Origin of the sequence: Cytobacillus kochii, from assembly GCF_020171845.1 — a bacterium.
Taxonomy (GTDB): domain Bacteria; phylum Bacillota; class Bacilli; order Bacillales; family Cytobacillaceae; genus Cytobacillus; species Cytobacillus kochii.
Window position 1 is genome coordinate 271,830 of the sequence record NZ_JAIVAM010000003.1, and the last position, 17,505, is coordinate 289,334.

The 17,505-nt window shown below is 36.2% G+C and carries 20 protein-coding genes; 16 read left to right on the forward strand and 4 right to left on the reverse strand.

Annotation, left to right across the window (positions count from 1 at the left end; translation table 11 throughout):
- Window positions 1-170 precede the first annotated feature (170 nt).
- Window positions 171-1,973, forward strand: a complete 1,803-nt coding sequence (locus LCM23_RS04785; RefSeq protein WP_224935918.1) for a M3 family oligoendopeptidase — start codon at window positions 171-173, stop codon at window positions 1,971-1,973.
- A 451-nt stretch (window positions 1,974-2,424) separates the two neighbouring features.
- Entirely contained in the window at window positions 2,425-3,204 is a 780-nt protein-coding gene (locus tag LCM23_RS04790) for a phosphatidylserine decarboxylase (RefSeq protein ID WP_224935919.1), read from the forward strand.
- A 42-nt stretch (window positions 3,205-3,246) separates the two neighbouring features.
- Here LCM23_RS04790 and sda read toward each other — a convergent pair whose 3' ends face one another.
- Window positions 3,247-3,387 carry a sporulation histidine kinase inhibitor Sda gene (gene sda / locus LCM23_RS04795; RefSeq protein WP_095372487.1) on the reverse strand — a complete coding sequence of 47 codons (141 nt, stop codon included), beginning with the start codon at window positions 3,385-3,387 and terminating at the stop codon, window positions 3,247-3,249.
- A 388-nt stretch (window positions 3,388-3,775) separates the two neighbouring features.
- Between sda and LCM23_RS04800 the strand changes: the two genes are divergently transcribed.
- The 8 genes from LCM23_RS04800 to LCM23_RS04835 are packed head-to-tail and all read left to right on the forward strand — an operon-like array spanning window position 3,776 to window position 8,817.
- Window positions 3,776-4,291 (forward strand): YqeG family HAD IIIA-type phosphatase, encoded by a 516-nt coding sequence (locus tag LCM23_RS04800; RefSeq protein WP_224935920.1) that lies wholly within the window; start codon window positions 3,776-3,778, stop codon window positions 4,289-4,291.
- A gap of 2 nt (window positions 4,292-4,293) precedes the next feature.
- Window positions 4,294-5,397, forward strand: coding sequence for a ribosome biogenesis GTPase YqeH (gene yqeH, locus LCM23_RS04805; RefSeq protein WP_224935921.1), 1,104 nt, complete (start codon window positions 4,294-4,296; stop codon window positions 5,395-5,397).
- 27 nt (window positions 5,398-5,424) lie between these two features.
- On the forward strand, window positions 5,425-6,270 hold the full coding sequence (aroE, locus tag LCM23_RS04810; RefSeq protein ID WP_224935922.1) for a shikimate dehydrogenase: 846 nt from the start codon (window positions 5,425-5,427) through the stop codon (window positions 6,268-6,270).
- Entirely contained in the window at window positions 6,257-6,547 is a 291-nt protein-coding gene (yhbY, locus tag LCM23_RS04815) for a ribosome assembly RNA-binding protein YhbY (RefSeq protein WP_095372491.1), read from the forward strand. The genes aroE and yhbY overlap by 14 nt, the downstream gene beginning before the upstream one ends.
- 22 nt (window positions 6,548-6,569) lie before the next feature.
- On the forward strand, window positions 6,570-7,139 hold the full coding sequence (locus LCM23_RS04820) for a nicotinate-nucleotide adenylyltransferase (RefSeq protein ID WP_224935923.1): 570 nt from the start codon (window positions 6,570-6,572) through the stop codon (window positions 7,137-7,139).
- Window positions 7,129-7,695, forward strand: coding sequence for a bis(5'-nucleosyl)-tetraphosphatase (symmetrical) YqeK (gene yqeK / locus LCM23_RS04825; protein WP_224935924.1), 567 nt, complete (start codon window positions 7,129-7,131; stop codon window positions 7,693-7,695). Before LCM23_RS04820 ends, yqeK begins: the two co-directional genes overlap by 11 nt.
- A 4-nt stretch (window positions 7,696-7,699) precedes the next feature.
- Window positions 7,700-8,056 carry a ribosome silencing factor gene (gene rsfS, locus LCM23_RS04830; RefSeq protein ID WP_224935925.1) on the forward strand — a complete coding sequence of 119 codons (357 nt, stop codon included), beginning with the start codon at window positions 7,700-7,702 and terminating at the stop codon, window positions 8,054-8,056.
- Complete coding sequence (locus LCM23_RS04835) at window positions 8,056-8,817, forward strand: class I SAM-dependent DNA methyltransferase (RefSeq protein ID WP_224935926.1); 762 nt, start codon at window positions 8,056-8,058, stop codon at window positions 8,815-8,817. The genes rsfS and LCM23_RS04835 overlap by 1 nt, the downstream gene beginning before the upstream one ends.
- 74 nt (window positions 8,818-8,891) lie before the next feature.
- On the opposite strand, the gene comER is transcribed toward LCM23_RS04835, so the two are convergent.
- Window positions 8,892-9,716 (reverse strand): late competence protein ComER, encoded by an 825-nt coding sequence (comER, locus tag LCM23_RS04840; RefSeq protein WP_095372496.1) that lies wholly within the window; start codon window positions 9,714-9,716, stop codon window positions 8,892-8,894.
- 91 nt (window positions 9,717-9,807) lie between these two features.
- Here comER and LCM23_RS04845 point away from each other — a divergent pair, with 91 nt between their 5' ends.
- The 3 genes from LCM23_RS04845 (at window position 9,808) to LCM23_RS04855 (ending at window position 13,480) form a co-directional block, all read left to right on the forward strand.
- Entirely contained in the window at window positions 9,808-10,431 is a 624-nt protein-coding gene (locus LCM23_RS04845; protein ID WP_224935927.1) for a helix-hairpin-helix domain-containing protein, read from the forward strand.
- An 84-nt stretch (window positions 10,432-10,515) separates the two neighbouring features.
- Window positions 10,516-11,076 carry a ComE operon protein 2 gene (locus LCM23_RS04850; RefSeq protein ID WP_095372498.1) on the forward strand — a complete coding sequence of 187 codons (561 nt, stop codon included), beginning with the start codon at window positions 10,516-10,518 and terminating at the stop codon, window positions 11,074-11,076.
- A gap of 67 nt (window positions 11,077-11,143) precedes the next feature.
- Window positions 11,144-13,480 (forward strand): DNA internalization-related competence protein ComEC/Rec2, encoded by a 2,337-nt coding sequence (locus tag LCM23_RS04855; RefSeq protein WP_224935928.1) that lies wholly within the window; start codon window positions 11,144-11,146, stop codon window positions 13,478-13,480.
- A gap of 144 nt (window positions 13,481-13,624) precedes the next feature.
- Here LCM23_RS04855 and LCM23_RS04860 read toward each other — a convergent pair whose 3' ends face one another.
- Window positions 13,625-13,759: a YqzM family protein gene (locus tag LCM23_RS04860; RefSeq protein ID WP_095372500.1), complete on the reverse strand. Its 135-nt coding sequence runs from the start codon at window positions 13,757-13,759 to the stop codon at window positions 13,625-13,627.
- A gap of 339 nt (window positions 13,760-14,098) precedes the next feature.
- On the opposite strand from LCM23_RS04860, the gene holA reads away from it, so the two are divergent.
- A complete protein-coding gene (gene holA, locus LCM23_RS04865; RefSeq protein WP_095372501.1) occupies window positions 14,099-15,133 on the forward strand; it encodes a DNA polymerase III subunit delta in 1,035 nt (344 codons plus the stop codon).
- A gap of 67 nt (window positions 15,134-15,200) precedes the next feature.
- Here the strand turns inward: holA and rpsT are convergent, their stop codons facing one another.
- Window positions 15,201-15,464, reverse strand: a complete 264-nt coding sequence (gene rpsT, locus LCM23_RS04870) for a 30S ribosomal protein S20 (protein WP_224935929.1) — start codon at window positions 15,462-15,464, stop codon at window positions 15,201-15,203.
- Window positions 15,465-15,709: 245 nt separating this feature from the next.
- Between rpsT and gpr the strand changes: the two genes are divergently transcribed.
- Both gpr and LCM23_RS04880 read left to right on the forward strand, forming a co-directional pair.
- Window positions 15,710-16,828 carry a GPR endopeptidase gene (gene gpr / locus LCM23_RS04875; RefSeq protein WP_224935930.1) on the forward strand — a complete coding sequence of 373 codons (1,119 nt, stop codon included), beginning with the start codon at window positions 15,710-15,712 and terminating at the stop codon, window positions 16,826-16,828.
- Between the two features lie 64 nt (window positions 16,829-16,892).
- Window positions 16,893-17,186: a DUF3679 domain-containing protein gene (locus LCM23_RS04880; protein WP_224935931.1), complete on the forward strand. Its 294-nt coding sequence runs from the start codon at window positions 16,893-16,895 to the stop codon at window positions 17,184-17,186.
- Window positions 17,187-17,505: the final 319 nt, after the last annotated feature.

Below are 17,505 nucleotides of genomic sequence, written 5' to 3' on the forward strand. Positions count from 1 at the left end.
ATCTAGTAAAATTAAACGCAAAAAACACGATGATACGCTCCCTTATAGGTAGACAAGTAATAAGCTTGGTACTTATAAGGGAGTATTTTTATGCCATATAAATCGTTCTAAAAAGTATTAATAATCTGAAACCTCTGATAGTATTTAAATATTAGAAGGGAGAGATTAGAATGACTCATACAACTTATACGGAGGTTTGGGATTTAGAAAGTTTTTTTGAAGGAGGTAGTCAATCACAAACGTTTCAAAATTATCTAGAGCAAATAGGGATCTTGATGCAAGAATTTACTTCACTGGCTAACGATATGCAAATAACAGAAAATGAAGAACATACTATAAATAGTATAGGACAAGTTTTAAGGTCATCTGAAGAAGTATTTAAAAAGCTCATGCAGGCAAGCGCCTTCGTCAGTTGTTTAAAAGCTGAGAATACGGTAGATCCTTTGGTTGAACGGTTACAAATGCAAGTGATGCAACAATCATCCACTTTTTCTACAGCGCTATTAACCTTTCAAAATAAGTTGACACTTATAGGTAATGATGAATGGAAGCAATATGTAAGTAGTGAAACGCTTACTCCGGTAGCTTTTGTCTTAGATGAATGGCGCCAGATGGCTCAGGAAAAATTATCAATCCAAGAAGAAGATTTAATTCAATCATTAAGTATGGATGGATTTCACAGTTGGGGAGAGTTATATCATACCACTGTTAGTATGATTACCATTCCATATGAAGATGAGAATGGCCAAACAACATTATCTGTAGGACAAGCAAATAATATAATGGGACAGTCAAATGCAGCCTTAAGAGAAAAGGTCTTTAATCAAATGGAACAGGCATGGGAGGAGAAATCTCCTATCTTTGCAAAAGCATTAAATCACATAGCAGGATATCGGTTAATGGCCAATAAGAAAAGAGGTTGGAATAGCCCTCTAAAAGAGCCGCTTCTTAATAACCGAATGAAAGAAGAAACCTTACATAGTATGTGGGCAGCGGTAGAGAAATATAAAGAACCAGTCACTCGTTATTTAGAAAGAAAGGCAAAATTACTTGGGGTAAATAAATTAAGCTGGTTTGATTTAGATGCACCAATCGGTGAAGTCGATACAAAGAAAGATTTCACAGCGGGCGCGAAGTTTATCATTGAACAATTTGGTACATTTAGCCCTTTAATGAAAACATTTGCAGAACAAGCTTTTGAAGGCCGTTGGATTGAGGCTGAGAATCGTCCGAATAAGCGTCCAGGAGGATTTCACACATATTTTGCCGACAGTGGGCAGTCACGGATTTTTATGACGTATTCTGGGACACCTAGTAATGTTTCTACACTTGCGCATGAGCTTGGACATGGATTTCACAGTTTTGTAATGAAAGACATCCCTTTCTTTAATCGAAAATATGCCATGAATGTAGCAGAAACAGCATCGACTTTTGCTGAGCTAATTGTCGCTGATGCTTCAGTAAGGCAGGCGGAAACAAAAATGGAAAAAGTGGTTCTTCTGGATGATAAGATTAGTCGGACTGTTACGATGTTTATGAATATACATGCACGTTATTTGTTTGAAACCGCTTTTTATGAAGAAAGAAAAAAAGGTACAGTCACACGAGAGCGATTAAATGAATTAATGACAAGTGCGCAAAAACAAGCATATGGTCATTCGTTAGAACATTATCATCCGTATTTTTGGGCTTCCAAATTGCATTTTTACAATACCCATACACCTTTTTATCAATTCCCTTACACATTTGGCTATCTTTTCTCATTAGGAATCTATAAACAAGCACAAGAAGTAGGTCCAAGTTATGAAAAGAAATACGTAAATTTATTAAAAGATACTGGTTCTATGACCGTTGAATCTCTTGCGATGAAGCATCTAAATGAGGATTTAACAAAACCTGACTTTTGGGAAAACGCTGCCAGCCTTTGTATAAAGGATATTGAGGAGTTTATGCAGTTGACTACTTCATTATAAAAGAAAGAATAGAGGCTAGGATAGTATGACCAAATTAATATACGATTTTTGCTTAGCCTCTATCATAAGATGAATCTTCACTATCTTCGAAAATCTCTAGAATGATGCCTTCTATCTATGTAAATCATCTCAAGTTTACAACATATTCATTCTTTCCTCTTTACAATCATCATTCCTTACGATAATTTTAATAGGCTGGACTGTTAACTAGTGATATAATAGCAGACGGTGAGGGTGGGTTATTAAATATGAAAGACACCTCTCGCTTTAATGCATGAAGAAAAAACATAAACATAATTGACTTTATTTATGATAATTATTCAGTGATGATAGATGAACTTTAAGAAATGAAGAACGAGTAGTAGGAATTAGAAAAACCTAAATTGAAGAGAGACACCTTTACGAAATAGGTGCTTGTTCCTTGGAAAAAAAGTATAGAAAGGTGTTAAAGATGAAGCAAGCGATATATCGAACATTGATTGAATTAACGAATGGTCGAATGACCTCATCGATATTATATAAATTTGCAAGATCTAAAATGAGTAGATTTTTAATTAAACCGTTTTCTAAGACGTATCGTATCAACGAAGATGAAATTAAAGGCGGTTTGGATCAATTCCATACATTACATGAATTCTTTATACGTCTATTGAAGGAAGATGCTCGGCCTATTCATCAAGGGGAGGATACAATTGTCAGCCCTGTAGATGCAATGATTGAGGATATAGGTATGGTGGATAGTAAACATGTGATTACTGTGAAGGAGAAAGATTACTCTATTGCAGAAATGCTGGGTGGGGTGGAAGAAGCGGAGAAATATAAAGGTGGGACGTATATGATTTTCTACTTAAGTCCTAGTCATTATCACCGCATTCATAGTCCCGTAGATGGTCAAGTAAAGAGGCAATGGACTTTAGGAAAGAAATCTTACCCAGTGAATAAATGGGGTCTAACTCTTGGTAAAGATACTTTATCTAAAAATTATCGCAAAATATCAGAAATTCAATATGACGGTGGCGAATTAGCAATGGTCAAAGTAGGGGCCATGTTTGTCAATTCAATTGAGCGGACGTATCAAAATGACTCATTGAAAAAAGGTGAAGAGGTTGCTTATTTTTCATTTGGTTCGACAGTGATTTTGTTATTTCAAAAAGATGCCTTTCAATTGGTACCGACAATACAGTTTCCAGCCCCGATAAAAGTTGGAGAAGTAATCGGTCATATTGTGTAGACAAAAAGAATAGCCCTACAATTGTGGAGGGCGATGATTCTGCTAGGAAGAAGCTTTTATTCTATTTGATAAGGATCTTCTGTGAATTTCAGTTTCGATAAGGCGGATGAAATCCAATGATAATTGAAGTTGAATAGCTTTGTGATAAGATTCTATTAATAGCTCATCAGATAACTTTCGCATGTAGGATCACACCTCCATTACGGCTCATTCGTTCTCGTTTATCTAAAGAACAGGGCTATTTTAAAAGAAGTTCTTGTTGTTACTTCTACCATAGCAGAATGAATAGAATAGAACAATCGTTCGTTTATCCACAGTGGAAAGTGGATAAAGTGTGATTAAACTGTTCATATCTCTGTGCGAGTAAATAATCTCACAGTGTATAATGTGTATAAAGTTATCCACAAAAATGGTAATGTTGGAATTTGTCGAAAAGTTTTAGTTCTATTTATTCGATTATTCATTTTCGAATATAGAATAATGCTAATTGACCATTTGATTGTGATATGTCATATTAGGTCAGAATAAGATGATAGCTTGAAATAATGAAGAATGAGGTGTTTAAACGGTCGTGCTAAAGAATTTTCTACCGGATCAACATGTAAAGAATATTTTTGAAATTACTCCAGATATCTTGAAAGAACAAGGGATTAAAGGGATTATTACTGACTTAGACAATACGTTAGTTGAATGGGATAGACCTAATGCTACTCCAAAATTGATTAATTGGTTCGAACAAATGCGCTTAAGTGATATTAAAGTAACGATTGTATCTAATAATAATGAGAGCAGAGTAAAGAATTTCTCTGATCCTTTAAAAACACCTTTTATTTATCAAGCAAGAAAACCGATGGGAAGAGCTTTTAAACGCGCATTACTAGAAATGCAACTAGAAAAGCATGAAGTTGTTGTCGTTGGTGATCAGTTATTAACAGATGTATTAGGTGGAAATAGAAGTGGGTTTAACACGATTTTAGTAGTACCCGTCGCAAAAACAGATGGGTTTTTTACGAAAATCAATCGTACGATAGAAAGAAGAATACTCAACTGGTTTAAGAAAAAAGGTATGATTAATTGGGAGGATTAACTTTGAAAGAAGAATACGTTTGTATAGGATGCGGTGTGCATATTCAAACTGAGCATCCGAATGAAATAGGTTATGCGCCAAATTCTGCATTAAAAAAAGAAGAAATTATTTGTCAGCGTTGCTTTCGCTTGAAACACTATAACGAAGTACAGGATGTCAGTTTAACAGATGACGACTTTTTAAAAATTCTAAATGGCTTAGGAAATAAAGATGCTTTAATTGTAAAGATTGTTGATATCTTTGATTTTAATGGTAGTTGGTTGCCTGGATTGCACAGGTTTGTAGGTAATAATAAAGTATTATTAGTTGGTAATAAAGTAGATTTACTACCAAAATCAGTGAATCATAATAAATTAATTCACTGGATGAAGCAGCAGGCGAAGGAACTTGGTTTGAAACCTGAAGATGTCTTTTTAGTTAGTGCTGCAAAAGGGCAACAAATGAAAGAAATAGCAGCAGAGATTGATCGTTATAGAAAAGGTAAAGACGTATATATTGTCGGTTGCACGAATGTTGGAAAGTCAACATTTGTTAACAGGATAATAAAAGAGGTAACTGGAGAAGGGGATATCATTACTACTTCTCATTTTCCAGGAACAACATTAGATATGATTGAAATTCCTTTAGAGGATGGAAAAGCCCTCATCGATACACCAGGGATTATTAATCATCATCAAATGGCACATTATATTGACAAGCGTGATTTGAAAATCATTACACCGAAAAAAGAAATAAAGCCGAAAGTATACCAATTAAATGATGGTCAAACCCTTTATTTTGGTGGATTAAGTCGATTTGATTTTATTCATGGTGACCGGACATCATTTATTTGTCATTTTTCTAATGAAATCCAAATTCATCGGACAAAATTAAAAAAAGCAGATGAATTATACGAAAAGCATGCTGGAGAAATGCTGACACCACCTCGTAAGGATGAATTAGACGAGTTTCCTGAACTCATCCGTCATGAATTTACCATAAAAGAAGATAAGACAGATGTCGTTTATTCAGGTTTAGGTTGGATAACAGTACCTACAGCAGGGTGCAAAATCGCAGCATATGTACCTAAGGGTGTTAATGTTTCACTTAGAAAATCACTGATATAATCCTTATCGTCAAAGGGGAGAAGAAGAGTGGAGAAGTTTTATGCAGTAATTGGGGATCCTATTGCACATTCGATGTCACCTGTGATGCATAATGATTTATTTCAGTACTACGAAATGGATGCGCATTATTTACCATTGCATATTCAATCGGAAAATTTATCGGATGCAATAAAGGGCTTAAGGGCATGTGGTATAGCAGGATTTAATGTGACTGTGCCACATAAAGAGACAATTATGGCGTATTTAGATGAACTAGATCCTTTAGCAGAAGCAATAGGGGCGGTAAATACTGTCATTCACAGGGATGGAAAGTTAATTGGCTATAATACGGATGGAACGGGTTTTCTCCGAGGTCTGAAAAACCATCAACCACAGTTTAGTGAAAGTAAAATATTGGTAGTGGGTGCAGGAGGGGCTGCTAAAGCTATTGTCTATGCTTTAGCACAAGCGAGTGTTTCCCATATCACAATTGCCAATCGCACCGTTAATCGTGCGGCGCAATTGATTGCTGATTGTCCGTACGATGTAGATATGCGAGCATTGACATTGGGTGATGCAGCACATAAACTGAACGAATATGATTGTATCATTCAAACGACTTCGATCGGAATGTCACCGAGAATGAATGAAAAACCACTTAATCTTAATCTTATGCGTGAAGACGTCTTTGTTAGCGATATTATATATAATCCATTTGAAACAGCCTTTTTAGCAGAAGCAAAAGCAAAGGGAGCACGTGTACAAAATGGGCTAGAGATGTTTGTTTATCAAGGAGCGTTAGCGTTTGAGTTATGGACTTCTCAAATGCCAGACACGGAACGAATGAGAAGAAATGTGGAGCAACAATTAGGAGGAAATTATGTTAACAGGTAAGCAAAAGAGATATTTAAGATCAGAAGCACATCATTTAAACCCGATTTTCCAAGTGGGAAAAGGCGGCGTAAATGATAATATGGTGAAGCAAATTGCGGAAGCATTAGAAGCAAGAGAACTATTAAAAGTAAGCATTTTACAAAACTGTGATGAAGATAAGGATACTGTAGCCGAATTGTTAGTTAAAGGAACTAAAGCGGAACTTGTACAGGTGATTGGCAATATGATTGTGCTTTATAAACAATCAAAAGAAAATAAACAAATTAAATTACCTTAAACGATCCTGTGGGGGGAAAAGGATGAAAAGAATAGGAATCCTAGGAGGTACATTTGATCCTCCTCACTTAGGTCACTTAATTATCGCTAATGAAGTATTGCATGCAAAAGACTTAGACGAGATTTGGTTTATGCCTAACCAAGAGCCACCTCATAAAAAGAAGAGTTACTATTTAAGTAATGAAGATAGAGTAGCATTATTAAGAAGAGCGGTTAGTGATCATCCACAATTTCAAATAGAATTAGTAGAATTAGAAAGAAAAGGTCCTTCTTACACTGTTGATACGATCAAGATCTTACATGAAAGAGAGAAAGATACAAAATTTTTCTTTATTATTGGCGCGGACATGGTAGAGTATCTGCATAAATGGCGTGATATAGATTATTTACTCGATCTAGTTACTTTTGTAGGTGTAAAGAGACCAGATTATCAATTAACGACCAAATATCCCGTTGATTATGTTGAGATTCCTGAGATTGGCATTTCATCTACTTTGATTAGAGAACGCATGCAAAATGGAAAGACAATTAAGTATTTAGTGCCAGAAAATGTCCGCACATACATGGAGGAGAATCACCTATATGAACCGTGAACAGGCATTAGAGATTGTCAAAGAACAATTAACAGACCATCGATATCAACATACTATTGGTGTGATGAACAGTGCCATTGAATTGGCAGAAAGATTCGGAGCAGATGTGAAGAAAGCTGAGATGTCCGCCATTTTTCATGATTATGCTAAATTTCATCCTAAGGAAGAAATGAAAGCATGTATCATAGCAGAAGACATGCCTTCAGACTTACTAGAATATAATAGTGAGTTATGGCATGCACCAGTGGGCGCATATTTAGTTGAAACGAAAGTTGGTATTACTGATCGTGAAATATTAGAGGCAATACGCTATCATACTTCAGGGCGAGCTAATATGTCATTATTAGAGAAAGTTGTGTATTTAGCGGACTATATTGAGCCGGGTAGGCATTTTCCTGGTGTTGAAGAAGTGAGAGAACTTGCACAGCGTGATTTGGATGAAGCATTAATTCAAGCTGTGAAAAACTCTATTCTTTTTCTAATGAAAAAAAATCAATCAGTCTATCCGCTCACATTAACGATGTACAATGATTTAGTGATGAATAGAAAGGGTTGATGATATGTCAGAAAAACAATTACTTACAACAGTTGTTAAAGCAGTAGACAGTAAGAGAGCAGAAGATATTGTGGCACTAAATATGAAAGGAATCTCGTTAATAGCGGATTATTTCGTTATTTGTCACGGGAATTCAGATAAGCAAGTGCAAGCTATTGCTAAAGAGGTAAAAGACCAAGCTGAAGAAAGCGGCTATGAAGTCAAAAGAATGGAAGGATTTGATGAAGCACGCTGGGTTTTAGTTGACTTAGGCGATATCGTTGCACATGTGTTCCATCGTGATGAAAGAAGTTATTATAACTTAGAACGTCTTTGGGGCGATGCGAAAACGGAAGATATTAAAAGTGAGCTGCAACCGTAATGAGTTATCAGCAATTTGCTTATCTCTATGATGGATTAATGGTAGATGCACCTTATGAAAAGTGGGTATCCATTGTTGCATCACAGTGTAATCTTCATCAATTAAAAGGTAAGCGCCTCCTAGATCTTGCTTGTGGAACAGGTGAGCTGTCTTTGCGATTGGCTAAAAAAGGATATGAAGTGACTGGGGCTGATTTATCAGACAATATGCTTGCGGTTGCACAAAGGAAAGCAGCGAACGAAGCCCTATCAATTCAATTTTTAGAGCAGGATATGTCCGAATTAGATGAAATTGGTTGCTATGATATCATTACTATTTTTTGTGATTCATTGAACTATCTCCGATCAGAAGATGAAGTAAAATCTACCTTCTCAGGTGTATATGAACATTTAGCTGATGACGGTTTGTTTATGTTTGACGTGCATACCGTTCATAAAATTGATGATTTGTTTGTTAATCAAACGTTTGCCCTAAATGAAGAAGACGTAAGTTATATTTGGCAAAGTTTTGAAGGGGAATTTCCTCATAGTGTAGAACATGATTTGTCATTCTTCGTCCTTGATGAAAAAATAGGAACATACAAACGATATGATGAATGCCATTTTCAGAGAACGTATGAATTCGACGTATATAGACAATGGTTGAAAGAGGCAGGTTTTGAAATAACTACTTTTTTCGTTGATTTTAATGAAAAAAATACAGAAATGAACCATGCTGAAAGATTATTTTTTATTTGTAAAAAGCTGAAAAACATAAAATAAACAAAGAAAAGTCCCGGAAAAAATTCCGAGACTCTTTTTTTGTTAGAAGGATTATGGCATTTTTTATAGAACTATTATATAGTTGTATATTGCGTTTTAACCAGGTTTATATCCTCAGTAAACTTTGAGTGAGTCGCTTGAAACAAGTGTTCAAACATATCTCCTAACTCTTTTTCAAGTATCTTTATGCCTTCGCCAGTAACTCCGCCCTTTACACACACCTTTTCTTGTAAAGTAGGTAATGTATAATGTCCTTGGCGCAACAATTCCCCTAAACCTATCAGCATTTCACTAGCTAATTTTGTGGCTGTATCATTATCTATCTTTGTTTCCTTAACAGCGGCATCGATAAATCGTTGGGTTAAGTAACTAAAAAATGCAGGACCACAGCTAACGATATCTGAAGCCACTCTTGTGATATTTTCCTCAATAATGGTAGGGACAGAAATTTGTTCAAACAACCATTGAATACTTTCTCGCCATTCTTTTGAGCAATGATCTCCATATGTGACTAGAGAGACACCAGCTAATGCTCGGTTCGTAATACTCGGAATGACTCTTGCACTTGAACAGTACAAAACTGACTCTAATTGATTTACCGCAATAGGACTTGTTATAGAGATGACGCATTTGTCTCTATTTAGACTCGGTTGAATGGTTTGAATGACTTCGTAAACATCATGCGGTTTGACACACACGAAAATAAGTGAAGACATCTTTGCAGTTGTCAGTGCATCTCGTGCCACGTTGATATCTGGATACGCTTTTTTTATCTCTAATGATTTTGCAATGGTACGGTTTGTAATGGTAATGGAAGAAGGGGAAACAGCTTTGCTATCAAGCAAGGCTTCTGTCAAAATTCTCCCCATATTGCCTGTGCCAATTATACCGATATTCAAAATACATCCCTCCTTCGCCAACAAAAAATGACTCCTATTAAAAATATGAAGCACCAGTTGAAATTATGTCTATTGAAAGGAATTGATGAAAATGGAATGGGTGAAGCAATACGCCCTGTATATTTTAATAGTGGCTGGATTCATTGTTGGTGCTGTATGTATGTGGTTGCTCTCCCCACTTCTAAATCAAAACAATACGGTTGAAGTGGAAAATGAATGGTTGCTTGATGATAAAGGTTTTGAAGAAGGGGGAGAAACATCTCAAGAAGAAGAAGAGAATTATTCAGATGATGATGTTATGGTTGACATTAAAGGAGAAGTCAAAGATCCTGGCGTCTATGCATTAAAAAGCACCCAGCGTATTGTAGATGCTATTCAAGTTGCAGGAGGGTTTCTAAGTGAAGCGGATCAAAAACAAGTCAATCTTGCTCAGAAACTGACAGACGAAATGGTTATCTATATTCCAAAAGTGGGGGAAGAGGGCGTGTCGTCATTACCGCCGTTAAACGATGGTAATGATAGGAAAATCAATTTGAATCAAGCAACGGTTGAACAGCTTGAAACACTGCCAGGAATTGGCCCTTCAAAAGCAGAAGATATTCTTTCGTATAGAGAGGAAGTCGGCTCTTTTAAAGCTATTGAAGATTTAAAAGAAGTATCAGGAATTGGAGAAAAAACGTTTGAAAAACTAAAAGATCTGATAAGTGTTGATTGATTAGATGAAAATGGATTTGACCATACATGTATGGTGTGATTAAACTAAAATATGAGGATGTTTGAAAAAAGGGAGAGACGTACAATGGACAGAATTTCTTGGGATCAATATTTTATGGCACAAAGCCATTTACTAGCATTAAGAAGTACATGTACACGATTAACTGTAGGGGCAACAATTGTTCGCGATAAACGAATGATCGCTGGCGGATATAATGGGTCAATCACAGGTGGCGATCATTGTATTGATGAAGGGTGCTACGTCATTGACAATCATTGTGTTAGAACAATACATGCGGAGATGAATGCGATTTTACAGTGCGCGAAATTTGGTGTACCAACAGAGAATGCAGAAATTTATGTAACTCATTTTCCATGCTTACAATGCTGTAAAGCGATTATTCAAGCAGGCATTAAAAAGGTATACTATGCAGAGGACTATAAAAATCATCCATATGGGATCGAGCTATTTCAACAAGCTGGAGTCTCGTTAAAGAAGGTACCTTTCGATCAACAACAGTTAGATGCAAAAGCAACAGAAAAGAACGACTTAATTAAGAAGTTATTGGTTGAAATTAGAGACTTAAAAGGTGAGAACGCTCTAGATGCTCAATTAAAAGAAGAAGTAGAAACAATTTTAAAATAATTGATGGATGAAACGGTTTGTTAGGTAGCGAGCCGTTTCATCCTCTTGGTGTACAATACTATTCTAAATGGGTGGTGAGATTTCTTTGCCAGGGAAATGGTTTTTTTGCTCCCTTGTCGCGATTTTTTCACTCTTATCTTCTTTCTCCTCTTATTTTTATTTCATTCCCCTTTTCCTATTTTTTCTCTTTAGTTTTTTTACAAGATATCTTTCTCGAAGACTGACATTAATATTTATTTTATGTAGTGTGTTATTTTTCATTAGAGGTTATGTTGCTTCTTATGATAATGGGACTGATTTAAGAAGTGAAAGGACTGATTTCACGCTGACCTTTACTCATGGATGGGTCATTGATGGAGATCGTCTCTCTGCACAAGCGATCGATCAACTTTCAAATGAAAAGCTCGTTTTTACATACTATATTCCATCTAAGGAAGAGAAAGACTCACTGGAGAAGGTAACGAGTACAGGTCTGATATGTAATGTGATGGGCAAACTAGAAACTCCGCAAAAAGCAACAAATTTTCATAGCTTTGATTACCAAGAATATTTACAACGCAAAGGTATTCATTGGCAAATTCAAACTGAGCAATTTGATTTACGAAGCTGCCAAATGGGCAATACGAATATCGTTACACAAATTTGGCAATTGCGGGAAAAAGGGATCCAATACGTGAGTAGGTATTTTCCAAGTGAGACCGCACCACTCGTGAATGCACTAGTTTATGGAGACCGATCGCAATTAGATGAAACCGTTGAAACAGCTTATCAAAGATTAGGCATTATTCATTTATTAGCTATTTCAGGTATGCATGTAAGTTTATTAGCTGGAATGCTCTTATTTGTTGGCTTACGGCTAGGTGTGACAAGGCAGCATATGTTGATGATTTTAGTGGGTTTGTTACCGATCTATGGCATCCTTGCCGGAGGCACACCTTCAGTTATTCGAGCTGTAGCAATGCTTATGTTCGCAGCGCTTTTTAAGATATTTTTGTCAGCTATGAGAACGCAAGATGTGTTATGTATTGTATTTGTTTGTTATTTATTAATGAACCCATTTATTCTTTATGACGTTGGTTTTCAGCTTTCTTTCACAGTTACTTATGTTTTACTTTTGTCTTCTTATTCTCTCCTCAAAAGACGCACCTCTCCTATAAGATCTCTCTTTGTAATATCCTTTATTTGTCAGTTGGCAGCAACGCCAATATTACTATATTCCTTCTATGAAATTTCAATCTTCTCTCTCGTCGCCAATATACTCTTTGTACCCATATTTTCTTTTGTTATTCTGCCGTTATTTCTGTTCTTATTGGCTTATCATATGATTGTTGGAACTTGGGCATGGTTTCCGATTCAATGGATAAATACATTACTAGAGCGAATGAATGATTTGAGTTTAACAATAGCGGATTATCCTCAGGCTGTATTAACATTGGGAAGGCCCTCTTTGTGGCTTATTCTTCTCTATTTAATTGCAATCAATCTTTTCTTCTTACAATGGGAGAAAAGGGAGGGAAGAAAGAATTTTCTATTAGCAAGCATTGCACCTTTTTTCGTCTTTTTCATTCACTATCTCACTCCTTATTTTTATTTTACAGGTGAAGTATCTTTTATTGATGTAGGGCAAGGTGACAGTATTTTCATTCGTTTACCTCATAACAGGGGGAATTATTTAATTGATACTGGGGGAGTACTTCCGTTTGATAAAGAGGAATGGCAGGAAAGAACCGGCGCATTTGATCCTGGGGAGGATATCGTTGTGCCTTTTTTGAAAAGTAAAGGCATTAGGAAAATTGATAAACTTATTCTTACACATGGTGATAGTGATCATATGGGTGGTGCACCAGCTGTTTTGTCTATGATTGAAGTAAGTGAGATATTACTCCCGATAACGAATGAAAGAAGTGCGTTAGAAACAGAGATAATAAAGATAGCTCACACAAAACAGGTTAATGTACGGCAGGTAAGCGCTGGAGTTCGTTGGCGTATGAAGGCTGAGGAATTTCAAATTCTTATGCCGTTTGATAAAACAGCAAATAATAAAAATGATGGGTCTATCGTGCTTTATGCTGTCATAGGAGGATTAACATGGTTATTTACTGGTGATTTAGAAGAATCTGGGGAAGCGAAGCTAGTCAATAAATATGAAAGGTTATCTGTTGATGTATTAAAAGTGGGACATCACGGAAGTAAAACTTCGACGACTGAGAAGTTTCTTGATGGTGTAAAACCTAAACTGGCAGTTATTTCAGTTGGTAGAAACAATCGTTTCGGTCATCCAACGGAAGAAGTGTTACAGAGGTTAAAAAATCATCAAATTCCAATAGTAAGAACTGATCGTCATGGTGGAATTTCTTATGTTTTTTTTAGAGGTAACGGAACCTTTTCAACTGTCCTACCATAGGATATGTTATGCCTAGACAATAGAAAATAATTTAACTTTCTTTTCAAAAAATAAAAAAGACTGCAAGCGAAATGCAGTCTCTTCCGAAAGCTCGATGTCAATGCAATTTGCAGAAGTATGTATCTGCCAATGAGCCTTCAAGGGTTATGCGCCGATTGCTTTAATTGCGACCGCAATGACAAATAGAATGGTAAAGAATCCGAAAGAAGCAACGAATCCCATTGCGGAGTCACCAATATCGTGACGTTTCGATTGGACATTTTTTTCAAATTCGTTCACAGTCAACCCTCCTATTTCCTTAATTAGTATAAGTGATTTCCATGAAAAAATCTACACTTCTAGAAATGCTTTTCCTTTACTTACATGAGTTGACAGCGATAATTCAGCGACTGTCATGACATATTATAAGTATAAGGGTGCACCGCTTCAGCAAGAGAATCCTAGGCCTCTTGCTTGCAAGCGTTTCTATATAGATTGTTTGAAAAGCGCTTAAAAAGCGCTTTTCTTTATATTTATTGGTATTATAAGCAGCGTACATTCTTTTCATTCCACTTGTCAAAATCGATTTGCTTCTATAGGATAGATAGTACTTATAAAAAATGATCGGAGCGAGAAAAAGTGGTTTTTGATATATGGAAGCAAATTAAAGCAAAAAGCTTCTCATCTGTATATTTATTATACGGAACCGAGCCTTACCTTATAAATGAAACGAAACAATTATTAATAAATCATGCGTTACTGCCAGAAGAACTTGACTTCAATTTGTCTACCTATGATTTAGAAGAAACGCCTATTGAAGTTGCGCTTGAAGACGCTGAAACGTTTCCTTTTATGGGGGAGCGCCGTCTTATTATTTTACATAATCCCTATTTTCTAACAGCAGATAAAGGGAAAGCGAAGGTAGAGCATCAATTAAATGCACTTGAGAATTATTTGAAAGATCCTGCTCCTTACACGATTCTCGTATTTTCAGGCGCATATGAAAAGCTAGACGAGCGCAAAAAGTTAACGAAGCAAATCAAAAAAAGCGCTGCAGTGTTAGAAGCGAAACAATTGAATGAGAAAGAGCTACATGTTTGGATGCGTGATCGTGCATCCAAAAATGGCGTACAAATTGATGAAGAAGCAATCAATCTTCTACTTACACTTTCAGGTATGAATTTATTTATGTTAACGAGCGAAATGGATAAGCTTGCTTTATATGGAAGTGATGAAAGACGCATTACGGTTGAAATGGTGGATCAATTAGTGTCGCGGTCTTTAGAACAAAATATCTTTACACTTGTAGAAAAAGTCGTCCATAGAGATATAGAAGCAGCATTAAGAATTTTTTATGATTTATTGAAGCTAAATGAGGAACCTATCAAAATTTTGGCAGTCATTACAAATCAGTTTCGTCTCATTTACCAAGTGAAAGAATTGTCCAGAAGAGGTTACGGACAAAATCAGATAGCTGGATATATTAAAACGCACCCTTTTAGAGTGAAACTTGCCGCCGGTCAAGCGAGACTTTTTAGTGAAGAAGAGTTATCGCAAATCATGGATATTCTCGCAGATGCGGATTATCAAATGAAAACCGGTGGAATGAACAAGCAATTATTAATTGAGTTATTCTTATTTAAATTAAATAAACGGGATATGGAAGTTCTATAAATAATCTTTTATATGTAATGAAAAAAAGCTATCCATCATGCGGATAGCTTTTTATGATTTCTACAAATTAAGCATTTGCAGTATTCATTCTTTTCATTAAACGAGATTTCTTACGAGCAGCAGCATTTTTATGGATAAGTCCTTTTGCAGCAGCTTTATCTAGTTTGCTTGCAGCTTGTGCAAAGCTTTCAGCAGCATTCGCATCGTTGTTAGCAATCGCAGCTTCAGATTTTTTCACTGCAGAACGCATGTTAGACTTAGCTTGAATGTTACGTGCATAGCGTGCTTCGTTTGTTTTAACACGTTTGATAGCAGATTTAATATTTGGCATTCCATTCACCTCCTACAAAAAGGCATCGAATTTTTATGAACTCGATATTTGTATTCATCATTAATATAAATTCAGAACAAGTGATATTCTATCAAAACTGAGACAATAAATCAATACAAAACGAGGAAATCCATCTTCTCCTTCACTGTAGAAACATATTGTTCACATATAAAACATGCATGATTTGAACAAGTGGTGGTCATCCTAAAACTACTATAATACGCAAAAAAGGTGGTCGTTTGGCTTTGAATGAGAAGTTGGATTTAAGCAAATATGGTATAAGAACGGACTTAGCAATAGAAGCTCGCGAGGTCGTATTAGAAAACCAGGGAATACAAGGTGAAGATAATCAGTCCCAAATCGAAGGCGTTATTATTAAAGAACAAGAAAAAGAGGGCATGAAAATCTCTTATGTTGAAGTGACAGAACAAGGAAGTGAAATGCTAGGGAAAAAACCAGGTAAATATTTAACAATAGAGGTACAGGGGATTAGACAACAAGATACGGAAACGCAACTGCAAGTAGAAAAGCTATTTGCTAAAGAGATGGCCTACTTTATGAAAGACCTTGGTATTGGCCCTAATGATTCGTGTTTAATTGTTGGTTTAGGGAACTGGAATGTTACACCCGATGCAATTGGACCCGAAGTATGTGAAAACTTACTAATTACTCGGCACTTATTTGAGTTACAGCCAGAGAGTGTAGAAGATGGCTACCGTCCTGTCAGTGCGCTTTCGCCTGGTGTAATGGGTTTAACGGGTATTGAAACGAGTGACATTTTGTTTGGCATTGTTGAGAAAACGAAGCCTGATTTTGTCATTGCCTTGGACGCTCTAGCAGCAAGGTCAATTGAAAGGGTCAATTCTACTATCCAAATTTCAGATACAGGGATCCATCCCGGTTCAGGTGTTGGCAATAAACGAAAGGAAATTAGTAAAGAAACTTTAGGTGTACCAGTTATTGCAATTGGCGTACCAACTGTTGTTGATGCCGTTTCGATCACAAGTGACACAATAGATTTCATCCTCAAGCATTTTGGAAAGGAACTGAAAGAAGGGGACAAGCCTTCTCGTTCACTAATCCCGGCTGGAATGACATTTGGAGAAAAGCGCAAGCTATCTGAAGAAGATTTACCCGAGGAGAAAGAGCGACAAACATTTATGGGTATTGTGGGTACATTACCTGAGGAAGAAAAACGCAAATTAATCGGAGAAGTATTATCTCCCTTGGGCCATAACTTGATGGTGACCCCAAAAGAAGTAGACGTGTTTATAGAAGATATGGCTAATTTACTAGCTAATGGATTAAATGCAGCTCTCCATTCTAAGGTAAATCAAGAGAATACAGGCTTTTATACGCGATAAAGAGGTTCTATCTTTTCTATTCTTTTCATACAATCTATTACTAGAATGAGGGAAGGTGATTCGAATGAAAAGATTCATGGTCGCAACTATATTAATTATATCTCTTATGTTCATTTCTGTTTTGTTTGGTATGAAGCAAGCGAATCACGCAATGGTAGAGATGAGTACGCTAACAGTCGGGGATGATAGGGGCGCATCCACACACGACTTACAAGGTAAGCAAAAACAATTAGAGGAAATGAAGTCCTTTAATCTCTTTTCATCTATAGGTAAGTCCATATCAGAAGGAACGCAAGCCATCACTAGAACAGGTATTGATATGGTAGTTGATAAGGTACAAGAAAAAGATGAGGAGTAATTGAGCATTCCCTAGGTGGATTCAAGGATCCGCCTAGGTCTAATAAAAAAGTTCAATAATCTCAGATGAAACAATTCCCCCAACTAGCTTTTCCATTCTTACACAAGAAATGAAACTCCGATTGAATATGTAAACCCATTCATGAATTTCGTTGAATCTTCCATTTTGTACTGCTATAATCAACAATATGTATGTCTTTTCGATTAGAAAGAGAAGCGAGTAAATAAATGAAGTACATATCATCCACTTTTTAAGTGCTAAGAAACTTGGCTAACAATCATAATCGTAATCGTGAGAGAAGGGTCGTATCGTATAGCGA